Below are 13,159 nucleotides of genomic sequence, written 5' to 3'. Positions count from 1 at the left end.
CCGATCGTGATGCGAATTTAACGATAGGTTCATTACGAATTCACTTTTTCCACACTACCGTCAAATTTACTTTGTCTGTGGCGATAGGCACACGGGGCGGGAACGAAGAGCCGATTTCCCGATTACGTGTGAGAGAAACAAGGAAGTCGGTGAGATCGTGAAGCGCCTAATTTTCGCAAGCGTCAGCCTCGTCGTTGCAACCGCGGCCCAGGGCATCACTCCTGCGGAAGCGCAAAGCCGGTACGACCGTTATCCCTCCGAAACGATCCTCGTCGCGCCCGACGGGGCCATTCTCGATTACATCCCCGACCGCAACGTGGTCATCAGCCGCGACGGCATGGGCAGACGAGTATTCATCGATCGCTATGGCAATGTCGTGGCGACGGAGATCCGGCAGGAAACCTACCGGCCGGCCCGAGCCGACGAATATCCTCCGGCTCCCGGCGGATACCGCAATTTCCGCGATGCGGGCGGCTACCGGGACGGCTACGGCTATCGGGACTACCGCGAATACCGGCCGGGCGAACCGGGCGCCGTCACCGGCGCGATCCCCGGAGAGGGTTCGGTGACCCGCATGCCGCTCGACGATCAGCCGATGCCCGGCATGGATTCCGGCTATCCGCAGGAAGCATCGATCGAGCCCGATCAGCGGTTGCAGGAGCCGCTGCAGCCGGAGAAGCCGATCATCGCAGTGACCAAGAAGCCGCGGGCCGAGATCGCGGCGCTCCAGGTCTTTCTGGATCGCGAAGGCATCTCGCCGGGGGTGATCGACGGGCATCTCGGCGACAACGTCAACAAGGCGATCGCCGCCTGGCAGGAAATGACCGGCGAGACGCTCGATCCCAACAATTCCGAAGACATCATGCAGCGCCTGACCTATTCCGGCGGCCTGCCGATCATAGATTACACGATCACGGCAGCCGATGCCGCCGGCCCCTATGTCGCGGCCATCCCGGAAGACTATGCCCACAAGGCGCAACTGCCTGCCATGTCCTACACATCGGTGACCGAAAAGCTCGCCGAGCAGTTCCACATGGACGAGAACTATCTGAAGGCGCTCAATCCGAATGCGGATTTCACGATCCCCGGCACGATCATCAAGGTCATCAACCCGGGCCAGCCGAAGAAGGGAGAGGTAACCCGTATCGTCGCCGACAAGAGCAAGAAGCAGGTCTTCGCTTACGGCGCCGACGGTCACCTCATCGCCGCCTATCCGGCGACGATCGGCTCGACCGACACGCCTTCGCCGACCGGAACACATGCCGTCGAACGCATCGCGCTCGATCCGGGCTATACCTACAATCCCAAGATCAACTTCAAGCAGGGCAACAATGACCAGATCCTGCAGATTCCGCCGGGCCCGAACGGTCCGGTGGGCAACGTCTGGATCGCGCTTTCCAAGCCGACCTACGGCATCCACGGCACGCCGGAGCCGTCCAAGATCGGCAAGACGAACAGCCACGGCTGCGTGCGCCTGACCAACTGGGATGCGACGGAACTTGCCAAGATGGTGAAACCGGGCACGACCGTCGAATTCGTCGAATAGGCGCGGCGTTTCGCGAACCTCGCCGACTGCACCCAGCGCGCTTGTTTCCCCAAAGCAAACGCGGCCGGTACTTTCGAGCCGGCCGCGCGGGAAAATCCTGGGCTGAACAGGATTTGGATGATCCGCCTCAAGCGGCGTTGCGCCCCAATCCGAAGAGGCGGGATGCGGCGGACCGGGTGATCTTGACCGGCATCAGGCCTAAAACCTCTTTCGCGAAGGCACCGGCATTCTCTCTCGCCTTGTCGAGATTGCTGACCTTCGCCGGATCGAGCGTATGAAGCGTGCCGCCGGTCTCGAAAAGCTCCTTGAAGGCGATGCGTTCGCCGATCGGCGTGTCCAGCACATTGACGCCACGCGCGGCAAGCAGGCCCTTGATGGTCAGCAGGGCCTTGGTGGTGACCATGGAAGTCACCCGCGTCAGAACGACGGAATGGGCGATATCGAGATTGGCCTTGTCCTTGAGGAAGGAAAGGAGATCGAGGATCTGCGCCGCCCCCTTGGCATCCATGGCGGAACCCTGAACCGGGATCATCACATGATCGGAAAGGCCGATCGCGGTCGTGACGATCGCGTCGCGGGCTCCGGCAAGATCGATGATGAAATAATCGGTGCGCGGCGCCAGCTCGCGCAGATGACACTGGAGCGATGCGACCGTGACCTCGGAAACGACGTCGATATTGCGGACGGGACCGGAGATTTCGCACCATTGGCTGATCCAGCGCTGCGGATCGGCATCGATGACGGTGACGCGAAAGCCCTGATGGGCAAGTTCGGTGGCGAGCATGAGTGCCGCCGTGGTCTTTCCGGCGCCACCCTTGGCATTGGCAAAGGAGATTACAGGCATTTTCGGTCCTCGAAGGGTCGCGAGCCGCATCGCTCGAAGGACACCGAAGGCATGGTGTCAGGAAGGCCATCCTTCGCCAAGCATGGTTAACGAATTGTTAATTTGAACATCGTGAAAATCAGCAAGGAGATTTAGCGTCCACCTTCAAGATACGGAAAGACCAGGAGTTTTTCCTCCTGGTCTTCGTCGATGCAAACTCACCCGAATTCAGAAGCAGTCGAGGAAAAGCGCTTTCGTGTTCTCCAATGTCATCGGGACGGGATTGCCGCCGCAGCTCGGATCTTCGATCGCCATGGCCGTCAGTTCGTCGATTCGATCCGGTTTGATCCCCATGGCCGTGAGGTTCTCCGGCACGCCGAGTTCCGATCGCAGCGAAAGCACGTAGTCATAGAAACCGTCGAAGCCGCCCGGAATGCCGAGATAGGCGGCCGCACGCGCGATCTTCTCCTCGATCGCCGGCCGGTTGAAGCGGAGCACCGGCGGCATGACGACCGCGTTGGTCATGCCGTGATGGGTGTTGTAGACCGCGCCGATCGGATGCGAGAGCGAGTGGATAGCGCCGAGCCCCTTCTGGAAGGCGACCGCCCCCATGGCGGCTGCCGACATCATGTTGGTGCGCGCTTCGAGATCCGCGCCGTCCCTGTAGGCCCTAGGCAGGAATTCCTTGACCAGCCGCATGCCTTCGAGCGCGATGCCGCCCGACATCGGATGATAGAAGGGCGAAGAATAGGCTTCCAGGCAATGGGCGAACGCGTCCATGCCGGTGCCGGCTGTGATCGCCTTCGGCATGCCCATGGTGAGTTCCGGATCGCAGATGACGACGCCCGGCAGCATCTTCGGATGGAAGATGATCTTCTTCACATGCGTTTCGGAATTGGTGAGCACCCCTGCCCGGCCGACCTCCGAGCCCGTGCCGGCGGTAGTCGGCACCGCAATGATCGGCGCAATCTTCGAAGCGTCCGCCCGTGTCCACCAGTCGCCGATATCCTCGAAATCCCAGACCGGCCGCGTCTGGCCTGCCATGAAGGCGATCAGCTTGCCGAGGTCGAGGCCGGAGCCCCCGCCGAAAGCCACGACGCCGTCGTGACCGCCCTCTTTGTAAGCCTTGACGCCGGCTTCGAGATTCTTCTCGTTCGGATTCGGATCGACCTCGGAGAAGATGGCTCGGCCGAGACCGGCATCGGCGAGGACGTCGAGCGCATGGGCGGTAATCGCCATCGAGGCCAGTCCCCGGTCGGTGACGAGCAGCGGCTTCTTCAGGCCCAGCGTCTTGCAGGCATCCGCCAATTCCTTGATGCGCCCCCTGCCCAGCTTGACGGCGGTCGGATAGCTCCAGTTCGCGACGATATTCATTTCGTGACCTTCTTCAGGTGATAGGATTTCGGGCGGGTCAGGTTGTGGAAGCCGAGGACGGAGAGCGAGCCACCTCGCCCGGTCTCCTTGACGCCGGTCCAGACGAGCGCGGGATCGAGATAATCGGCGCGGTTCATGAAGACCGTGCCGGTTTCGAGCTCACGCCCGATCTTCGCCGCCCGATCCGCATCCTTCGTCCAGAGCGAGACGGTAAGACCATACCGGCTGTCGTTCATCAGGCCGATCGCCTCTCCGTCGTCCTTCACTTTCATGATGCCGACCGCAGGCCCGAAGGTCTCCTCGCGCATGAACGGCATGGAATGATCGACATCGACGAGGATCTGCGGCGCGAGATAGGCACCGCCGTCGTCGGCCGGGAAAAGCTTCGGATCGATGAGCGCCCTGGCGCCCTTCGCGACGGCATCGGCGATCTGCTCGCGCACCACCTTGGCAAACCGCTTGTTGGCCATCGGCCCGAGCGTCGTGTCCTTGTCGAGCGGATTGCCGAGCTTGTAGTTCGAGACCCAGGCGACCGACTTCTCGACGAAATCGTCATAAAGAGACTCGTGCACATAGATGCGCTCGATGCCGCAGCAGCACTGCCCGGAATTGTAGGTCGCACCGTCCATCAGCACGTCGACGGCCGCGTCGAGATCGGCATCCTCCGTCACGTAGCCGGGATCCTTGCCGCCGAGTTCGAGGCCGATGCCGGTGAAGGTGCCGGCGGCGGCCCGCTCGATCGACCGGCCGCCCTCGACCGAACCCGTGAAGTTGATGAAGTTGAAAAGCCCCTGCGAAATGAGCTTCGCCGTCGTCTCGTGGTCGAGGAAGAGGTTCTGGAAGACATCTTCGGGAACGCCGGCCTCGACAAAGGCCCGGACAAGGCGCTCGCCTACGAGCAGCGTCTGGGACGCGTGCTTGATGACGACCGCATTGCCGGCCATCAGTGCCGGCGCGACCGTGTTGATGGCCGTCATGTACGGGTAGTTCCAGGGCGCGATGACGAAGACGACCCCATGCGACTCGCGCTCGATGCGACGCTCGAACGTGGCGCTGTCTTCGATCCGGATCGGCGCGAGCGCCTCCGCGGCGATCGACGCGACATAGTTGGAGCGCTCGTTGAACCCCTTGAACTCGCCGCCGTAACGCACCGGCCGGCCCATCATCCAGGCAAGCTCCGGCACGACCTCGTCCGCCATCTCGTTGAGACGGGCGACGCCCTTCAGCACGAGCTGGGCGCGCTCTTCGAGCGGCCGCCTGGCCCAGGCTTTCTGCGCCCTGCGGGCGCGGCCCACGGCCTCTACCGCATCTTCCAGCGGCATTGCCGGACGTTCGGCATAGACCGAGCCGTCGACCGGCGAGATACATTGGATCATCGTCATGTAAACCTACTCCAGCAGATCAACAGGCCAGCGTGCGGACATGCCCCGCCGCGCCATAAGCAAGGATCGCGCGATCGCGCGTAATGATAGTCAGGTCATGCTCCCGCGCAGTTGCGATCAGGATACGGTCGATAGGGTCTTTGTGGGCCAGTTGGGGCAGAACGGAGGAGGCAATGAATATCTCAGCCGAAACATCCTGTTCCCCAACGTGAGCGCCGGATAGAAAGTCCCGATACCATTTCAACGCGGACTTCGTTTCCGAAATGCGCCCCCGTGCGACGAGCATCCCCATCTCCCATGCGGTAACCGCCGAAACGAACACGGGTATATTCTCATGCCAGGCACGGCGAAGTGCAAATCTGGCTTCTTGCGCTAACGGCTGTTTTTGAGTGAGCCAGATTACTCCGCATGTGTCGATCAGGTAGCCGCTATTCATTATAGAGCTTCTCGCCCCATTCGAAATCCATCGGCTCGGTAAGATCGACGCCGGGCATGACGGTAATCGTGCCTGCCATGCAGCCAAAGATGGGATGGTCGGGAAGATCCTCCACCGGGACATCCTTGGCCGGGGAGCCGAACCCGGTCGAGTACGCTTTCTGCTTTCGCTCCTCAAAACCGGCAGTCGGGTGGCCACGATGCGCTGCTACCTCTTCAACGCTTACACCGAAGATGCGCGCGATCTCGTCCTGCTCCGCGGCAGTCATGCGACGGTTACCTCTCAACAGATGGGTAACTGCGCTTCGGTGACGATTGAGGTGACGCGCCAAATCACTCTGGTTCATATTTCGCTTTTCAAGCTGTCCAAGAAACCAGTCCGTATCGATCGGGTATTTTTGCGCCATGAGTCGAGACTCCGTCCAACACGTTAGGAAATCCCACAGTGTTGCGAATTTCTATATCAAAAACGCAACAAAATCGCAACATCACGCCCTTTCGAAACCCCTCGCCACTTCCCAGTCCGTCACGCGGCGGTCGTATTCCTCCTGCTCCCAGAGGCCGGCCCGGACATAGTGGTCGATGACGTCGTTGCCGAAGGCCGAGCGCAACATTTCGGAGCCGTTCAGGATGCCGATCGCGTCTCGCAGCGTCCGCGGGATCTCCCGCACACCCTTGCCGCCATAGGCGTCACCGACGAAGGCGGGCTCCAGCTCCATCTTCTTTTCGATGCCGTCGATACCGGCTGCGATCAGCGCCGCCATGGCGAGATAGGGATTGAGGTCGGAGCCGCCGACGCGGCATTCGACGCGGATGCCTCGGGTAGCTTCGCCGCAGAGGCGGTAACCAGCTGTGCGGTTGTCCTTCGACCAGATGGCCTTGGTCGGGGCGAAGGTGCCGGCCATGAAGCGCTTGTAGGAATTGATGTAGGGCGCCAGGAAATAGGTGATTTCGCTCGCATGGGTGAGCAGCCCGGCCATGTAATGCTTCATGGTCTCGGACATGCCGTGCTCGCCGGCTTCGTCGAAGAAAAGCGGCGTCGCGCCGTCTGCGCTCCAGAGAGACTGATGGATGTGGGAGGAACTGCCGGCGGCACCGTAATTCCACTTGGCGAGAAAGGTTACGGCCTTGCCCTTTTGCCAGGCGATCTCCTTGCAGGCATTCTTGATGATGGCGTGGCGGTCGGCCATGGCGAGCGCGTCTGCGTAGCGGACGTTGATCTCCTCCTGGCCGGCAGATGCCTCGCCCTTGGAGTTCTCGACCGGGATGCCCGCGCCCTGCAGGCCGGTGCGGATCGCCCGCATCACGTCCTCTTCCTTGGTCGTCTGGAAGATGTGATAGTCCTCGTTATAGGCGCTGGCGAGCTTGAGATCGCGATACCCGCCTTCGCGGGCGCTGTCATAGGTCTGATCGAACAGGAAGAACTCCAGCTCGGTCGCCATGAAGGCCGTCATGCCCATGGCCTCAAGCCGCTTCACCTGCTTCTTCAGGATGGCGCGGGGGGAATGCGGAACTTCCTCATGGGTATGATGGTCGAGCACGTCGCAGATGACGAGTGCCGTGCCTTCGAGCCAGGGCAGCTTCCTGAGCGTCGAGAGGTCCGGTTTCATCGTGTAGTCGCCATAGCCCTTTTCCCAGCTCGTCGCCTTGTATCCGGAGACCGTCTCCATCTCCATGTCCGTGGCGAGCAGGTAGTTGCAGCTATGGGTCTCCTTGTAGGCGCTCTCGACGAAATATTCCGCCTGGAAGCGTTTGCCCATCAGCCGCCCCTGCATGTCCACCTGGGCGGCAATGACAGTGTCGATACGCCCCGCGGCGACATCGAGCTTCAGATCGTCGAAAGAATAACTGGCAGCCATGCCCTGCATCCGTTCCTTTGAAAATTAAGGGAGGCGCGGCCTTACGGCCGCGCCGGAAAATCTCAGACGAGCGATGCCGCCTGCTTGTGCTCCATCGCGAATTCCTCTTCCGGCGAGAGGATCAGGCGGTGGCGGCCGACGATCGCGAAATAGGCGATCGCGACGGCGAACCAGACGATGACCCACAGCACGCCCCTGGTGAAGTTCGGATCCTGGATCTGGTAGAGCAGCGTGACCACCGCGATGACGATCGTCAAGACGGCGCCGGGAATGCCGAGCGGCGAACGGAAGGGCCGCTCGATGTTCGGCAGCTTCTTGCGCAGGATGATGAAGGAGATCGCCTGCATGATGTAGGAGAACATCGCGCCGAAGACCGCCATATTGAGGAGCACGCTGCCGATGACGCTGCCGCCCTGCTCCGCGCCGAGCGAGAACCAGATCACCAGCATGACCGCCAGGCCGACCAGTGAACCGGTGATCATCGCGATGTAGGGCGTCCTGTAGGTCGAATGCGTCACCGAAAGCGCAGTCGGAAAATAGCCGGCACGCGACAGCGAATAGACCTGCCGGCCCTGCGCATAGAGGATCGTGTGGAAGCTGGCGATGAGGCCGGTCAATGCCACAAGGCCGAGAACCACGACGCCGCCGTCGCCATAGACCGCCTTGAAGCCGTCGAGCAGCGGCTCCAGCGACGAGCCGAGATGGAAGGAACCGACGCCCGGCACGGACGGGTTGAGCAGAACGATCATGAAGGCCGAGACCATCAGCGTCACCATTCCGAGGATGATCCCCTTCGGCATGTCGCGCTTCGGATCGACGGATTCCTCCGCCGCCAGCGGAAGCTGTTCGATCGCCAGGAACAGCCAGACGGCGAACGGCAGCGTCGCGAGCACGCCCGAGAAGCCGAAGGGGAACCACGAGCCGTTGCCTTCCGGCAGTTCGACCGCCGCGCCATCCGGCCCGGCCCCGATATTCAGCGCCCAGCGGGAGAAGTCCATGCTGGGGATCGCGCTGATCCAGAAGAACACCAGAACCGCCAGCGAGAGGATGGTGATGACCAGCGTCACCTTGAACGAGAGCTCAAGGCCGAAGACGTTCAATGCCAGGAAGATCGCATAGAAGACGATCCAGATGAGCGGCGAATAGGCCGCGTCGAGTCCGAAGATCGAATTGACGTAGGCCGTGATGAAGGTGACGATCACCGCCGGCGTCAGCACGTATTCGACGTTCTCGCAAAGCCCGGTGATGAAGCCGCCCCACGGCCCCATGGCGGTGCGGGCGAAGGAATAGGCCGCGCCCGTATGCGGCAATGCCGGGCTCATCTCGGCGATCGAGAACGTGAGACCGAGATACATGATGGCGATGATGATGCCGGCGACCAGCATGCCGCCCCAGCCGCCCGTCGAGAAACCGAAATTCCAGCCGGAAAAATGGCCGGAAATGACCGCCCCGACGCCAAGCGCCCAGAGCGACCACACCCCTGCATAGCGGGAGAGCCCGCGCTTTTCGAAATAGGATGCGTCCGCCTTCTTGTAGCTGACGCCCGCAGATGAACTTTCCATGCCCTTCTCTCCTGATCAAGAAAACGGGCGGCCGGCCGTTCTGGCCAGCCCCACCCCAGTCGACATGTCCTGGCACCGCCCGCTTTTTTGTCGGTGTCGGCGCCTCGCAGCTTTTACTGCTCCCTCTGTCCCCTTTTCGGGGTCTTATCCTTGAACGTCTGCGAGGCTTTCCCGCAGCAGTCCTGTCAGAAAATCGGCCGCGACCCCCTGGCCGGTTTCGTCCGCTATCAGGTCGTTCCTGATCTCGATCATCACGTTCAGAAGCCCGGCCGGCAGGGCATGGGCTTCCAGCGTATGGGTGACGCCGTCCGCCGGACCATAAGGTTCGTTGCGCTCGACGCGATAGAGATGCGTATCGGCCGCGGCTTCCAGCATGCGGTCCGCAAGGCGGCTGTCGGTATCGTGCAGGATGCCGATCTCGACCGGCCGCTCTCTGCCGAAATAGACCGGCGTGAAACTGTGGACGGTGACGAACACCGTCCTCTGTCCCCGCCTCCGCCGCGCTTCGATCTCCTCGCGGATACGGTCGCGGAAGGGCATGTAAAGCGCGGTGGTGCGCCGCGAACGCTCGGCCTCGGACAGGTTCTCGTTGCCGGGAATACGAAAGACTTCGGAGACATCCCGTATCGCGGCCGGCGATTCCGGCGGCCGGTTGCAATCGTATATGAGGCGGGAGAACCGCTGGTAGATCAGCGTCGCATCGAGGCTCTTCGACATCAGCCTGGCGACCGCCAGGGCCCCGGGGTCCCAGGCGATATGCGAGGCGAGCGCCTCCTCCGAAAGCCCGAGATCGCCGTAGCGCTCCGGCAGCCGCCGCGATGCATGCTCGCAGACGAGAAGCACCTCGCCCCTGCTCCTGGCGTTTTCCACGGCGACGGGTTCACCGTCCGCCTCCGTGAAAAACTCCGACTGAACCAGCATGACCGCGTTCCAAGGATGACTAATTTTGAATTAAGAAGAGAATTCTTCACTTTTCGATCGCCGTCAACGTGAATCTGAAAAATTCTCTTCAAGTCCACCGTTGACTTCTCCGGAGAAACGAATGTTAATCTTCCGCGGTAAACCGGCGCAGACCGGAGGGAACAGCTTTCGTGCCAACAACAGCACGCACCGTATCGGATGTCATTCGTGTTCGTTACGACAGCCTGACGCGCGCGGAAAAACAGTTGGCGGACAGCCTATTGGAGAACTATCCGGTGTCGGGGCTCGGCAGCATCACTGTCATCGCGGAGAATGCCGGCGTCTCCACGCCGACCGTCGCGCGCATGGTCCAGAAGCTGGGCTACAAGGGCTATCCGGAATTCCAGTCGCACCTGCATCAGGAACTCGAAGCGACGATCTCCAATCCCATCGCCAAGCACGACCGCTGGGCTTCCAACGCACCGGGAACGCACATTCTGAACCGTTTCGCCGATGCCATTACAGCCAATCTGCGCGACACGCTTTCGGATCTCGACACGACGACATTCGAGGGCGCGGCCGCACTTTTGCGTGACCGCAGCCGCAACATCTATTTCGTCGGAGGCCGCATCACCGGGGCGCTCGCGGAATATTTCTTCACCCACATGCAGGTCATCCGTCCGAAGACGACACTGATCTCCAACAATTCCAGCTCCTGGCCGCAGCACGTGCTCAACATGAGTGCGGGCGACGTGCTGGTGATCTTCGACATCCGCCGTTACGAGCAGGAGATGGCGACGCTGGCAGAGACCGCAAAGGCCAACGGCGTCGTCATCGTCTTGTTCACCGACGTCTGGGCTTCGCCTGTCGCACAACACGCCCGGCACACGTTCAAAATGCGCATCGAAGCGCCCTCCGCCTGGGACTCCTCGGTGATCACCCTCTTTGTCGTCGAAGCGCTGATCGAGGCGGTACAGAGCGCCACATGGGAGGAAACCCGCGAACGCATGAACTCTCTCGAAGGCCTGTTCGAGCGGAGCCGCCTCTTCCGCCGCCCGGGCCGTCAGACGCGCCCCGACTAACCATCGAAGACGCAGGAATACCCCGGAAAATCGGGAGCTTATGAGCAAATGCTCACGATCCGGGCTGTCATATACGATACATGAACTGGCTCTACGAGTCGCGCCCGAACGATCCGAACCACACGACCTGAACCCTAGGAGGATATCGTGCTCAACAGGACCCAACGTCTTCTTTCGATGACGACCGCCATCGTCATCGCTTCCGCGAGCCTCGCGGCCGCCGAGCCGAGCGCCGAACTGATCGCAGCCGCCAAGAAGGAAGGCACGCTGACCACGATCGCCCTGCCCCACAACTGGTGCGGCTACGGCGACCTGATCGCCGCCTTCAAGGCCAAATACGGCATCGAAGTCAACGAACTGAACCCGGATGCCGGCTCGGGCGACGAAATCGAAGCGATCAAGGCCAACAAGGGCAATACCGGCCCGCAGGCCCCCGATGTCATCGACGTCGGCCTCTCCTTCGGTCCATCCGCCAAGGCCGAAGGCCTTCTGATGCCCTACAAGGTTTCCACCTGGGATACGATCCCGGACACAGCCAAGGATCCCGAGGGCCATTGGTACGGCGACTATTACGGGGTGCTCTCCTTCGTGGTGAACACCGATATCGTGAAGGAACTGCCGAAGGACTGGGCCGACCTGAAGAAGCCGGAATTCGCCAATGCCGTAGCGCTCGCCGGCGACCCGCGTGCTTCCAACCAGGCCGTCCAGGCCGTCTATGCCGCCGGTCTCGCCGCCGGCGAGAAGGATGCTGCGAAGGCCGGCGAAGCGGGCCTCTCCTTCTTCGCTGACGTCAACAAGGCCGGCAATTTCGTTCCGGTCATCGGCAAGTCCGCCTCGCTCGCCCAAGGCTCGACCCCGATCGTGATCGCCTGGGACTATAATGGTCTTTCCTGGCGCGACAGCCTGAAAGGCAATCCGCCCCTCGAAGTCGTAGTCCCCGCCTCCGGCGTCGTCGCCGGCGTCTATGTCCAGGCGATCTCCGCTTTCGCTCCGCACCCGAACGCCGCCAAGCTTTGGATGGAGTTCCTCTATTCGGACGAAGGCCAGCTCGGCTGGCTGAAGGGCTATTGCCACCCGATCCGCTTCAACGATCTTGCCAAGAACAACAAGATCCCGAAGGAACTGCTCGACGCTCTGCCGCCGGCAGCCGCTTACGAAAAGGCCGTCTTCCCGACGCTCGCCGAGCAGGAAGCAGGCAAGACCGCGATCACGACCAAATGGGACAGCGTCGTCGGCGCCAACGTCCAGTAATATCCCGAAAAAGTCTCCCCGCCGTTCCGCGGGGAGGCTTCTTCCTCCTCCGGCAGAAGCCAGCGCCCATGAGCACCGCCACCATGTCCCTCATCGACCGCCGCACCGTCGTCGATTGGCTCGGCATCGCGCCGTTCATGATCTTCGCGCTGATGTTCCTGATCGTCCCGACCCTCTATCTGGTGACGGGCGCCTTCTTCACGCCGGACGGTTCGTTCACCTTCAAGAACATCGCAGATCTCTTCACGCCATCGATCATGAGCGCCTACTGGATCAGCATCAAGGTCTCGGTGGCGTCCGCGCTCGGCGGCGCGCTGATCGGCTTCTTTCTCGCCTGGGCGATCGTGCTCGGCGGCGTTCCCGCCTGGGTGCGCTCCGGCCTGCTCACCTTTTCCGGCGTCGCCTCCAACTTCGCGGGCGTGCCGCTCGCCTTCGCGTTCCTGGCAACCCTCGGCCGCACCGGCCTGGTGACGGTGCTGCTGCGCGACTGGATCGGCTTCAATCTCTATTCGACCGGCTTCAACATCCTCTCCTTCTTCGGGCTGACCATCACATACATGTTCTTCCAGATCCCGCTGATGGTGCTGATCCTGACGCCGGCGCTCGACGGCATGAAGAAGGAATGGCGCGAGGCTTCCGAAATCCTCGGCGCCTCGACCTGGCAATACTGGCGCATGGTCGCGCTGCCGATCCTGTGGCCGAGCTTGATGGGCACGACGCTGCTGCTCTTCGCCAATGCCTTCGGCGCGATCGCCACGGCCTATGCGCTGACCGGCTCCTCGCTCAACATCGTGCCGATCCTGCTCTACGCCCAGATCCGTGGCGACGTGCTGCACAACCCCAATCTCGGCTATGCGCTGGCGCTCGGCATGATCGTCATCACCGGCATCTCCAACATCCTCTACATCCTCTTGCGCATGCGCGCCGAACGCTGGCAGAAGTGAG

General features: G+C 61.7%; 12 protein-coding genes. 4 read left to right on the top strand and 8 right to left on the bottom strand.

What is annotated here, in order from left to right; translation table 11 throughout:
• The first annotated feature begins 157 nt into the window (after positions 1–157).
• Positions 158–1,546, top strand: a complete 1,389-nt coding sequence (locus QTA58_RS18785; protein WP_085424690.1) for a L,D-transpeptidase — start codon at positions 158–160, stop codon at positions 1,544–1,546.
• 127 nt (positions 1,547–1,673) lie between these two features.
• On the opposite strand, the gene QTA58_RS18780 is transcribed toward QTA58_RS18785, so the two are convergent.
• The 8 genes from QTA58_RS18780 to QTA58_RS18745 all read right to left on the bottom strand — a co-directional run bounded on the left by QTA58_RS18780 (position 1,674) and on the right by QTA58_RS18745 (position 9,902).
• Entirely contained in the window at positions 1,674–2,390 is a 717-nt protein-coding gene (locus QTA58_RS18780) for a ParA family protein (protein ID WP_289670135.1), read from the bottom strand.
• Between the two features lie 207 nt (positions 2,391–2,597).
• Positions 2,598–3,743, bottom strand: a complete 1,146-nt coding sequence (locus QTA58_RS18775) for an iron-containing alcohol dehydrogenase (protein WP_289670133.1) — start codon at positions 3,741–3,743, stop codon at positions 2,598–2,600.
• On the bottom strand, positions 3,740–5,125 hold the full coding sequence (locus QTA58_RS18770) for an aldehyde dehydrogenase family protein (RefSeq protein WP_289670131.1): 1,386 nt from the start codon (positions 5,123–5,125) through the stop codon (positions 3,740–3,742). The genes QTA58_RS18775 and QTA58_RS18770 overlap by 4 nt, the downstream gene beginning before the upstream one ends.
• 19 nt (positions 5,126–5,144) lie before the next feature.
• The gene (locus QTA58_RS18765) at positions 5,145–5,561 is read right to left on the bottom strand and encodes a type II toxin-antitoxin system VapC family toxin (RefSeq protein WP_085424694.1); all 417 of its coding nucleotides are present in this window, start codon (positions 5,559–5,561) and stop codon (positions 5,145–5,147) included.
• Positions 5,554–5,967, bottom strand: a complete 414-nt coding sequence (locus QTA58_RS18760) for a helix-turn-helix transcriptional regulator (protein ID WP_085424695.1) — start codon at positions 5,965–5,967, stop codon at positions 5,554–5,556. The genes QTA58_RS18765 and QTA58_RS18760 overlap by 8 nt, the downstream gene beginning before the upstream one ends.
• Positions 5,968–6,048: 81 nt before the next feature.
• Positions 6,049–7,419 carry a glutamine synthetase family protein gene (locus QTA58_RS18755; protein ID WP_289670127.1) on the bottom strand — a complete coding sequence of 457 codons (1,371 nt, stop codon included), beginning with the start codon at positions 7,417–7,419 and terminating at the stop codon, positions 6,049–6,051.
• Positions 7,420–7,481: 62 nt separating this feature from the next.
• Positions 7,482–8,981, bottom strand: coding sequence for an amino acid permease (locus QTA58_RS18750; RefSeq protein ID WP_085424696.1), 1,500 nt, complete (start codon positions 8,979–8,981; stop codon positions 7,482–7,484).
• 144 nt (positions 8,982–9,125) lie between these two features.
• The gene (locus QTA58_RS18745) at positions 9,126–9,902 is read right to left on the bottom strand and encodes an N-formylglutamate amidohydrolase (protein WP_289670124.1); all 777 of its coding nucleotides are present in this window, start codon (positions 9,900–9,902) and stop codon (positions 9,126–9,128) included.
• A gap of 170 nt (positions 9,903–10,072) precedes the next feature.
• Here QTA58_RS18745 and QTA58_RS18740 point away from each other — a divergent pair, with 170 nt between their 5' ends.
• The 3 genes from QTA58_RS18740 (at position 10,073) to QTA58_RS18730 (ending at position 13,158) form a co-directional block, all read left to right on the top strand.
• The gene (locus QTA58_RS18740) at positions 10,073–10,963 is read left to right on the top strand and encodes a MurR/RpiR family transcriptional regulator (protein ID WP_289670123.1); all 891 of its coding nucleotides are present in this window, start codon (positions 10,073–10,075) and stop codon (positions 10,961–10,963) included.
• 147 nt (positions 10,964–11,110) lie between these two features.
• On the top strand, positions 11,111–12,214 hold the full coding sequence (locus tag QTA58_RS18735) for an ABC transporter substrate-binding protein (RefSeq protein ID WP_289670122.1): 1,104 nt from the start codon (positions 11,111–11,113) through the stop codon (positions 12,212–12,214).
• 68 nt (positions 12,215–12,282) lie between these two features.
• The gene (locus QTA58_RS18730; protein ID WP_289670120.1) at positions 12,283–13,158 is read left to right on the top strand and encodes an ABC transporter permease subunit; all 876 of its coding nucleotides are present in this window, start codon (positions 12,283–12,285) and stop codon (positions 13,156–13,158) included.
• Position 13,159 lies beyond the last annotated feature (1 nt).

The organism is Neorhizobium sp. CSC1952 (assembly GCF_030378245.1).
GTDB classification, from domain to species: Bacteria; Pseudomonadota; Alphaproteobacteria; order Rhizobiales; family Rhizobiaceae; genus Neorhizobium; species Neorhizobium oryzae_A.
The sequence above is the reverse complement of the archived record's forward strand: the minus strand, read 5'-3'. Positions and strand labels throughout refer to the sequence as shown.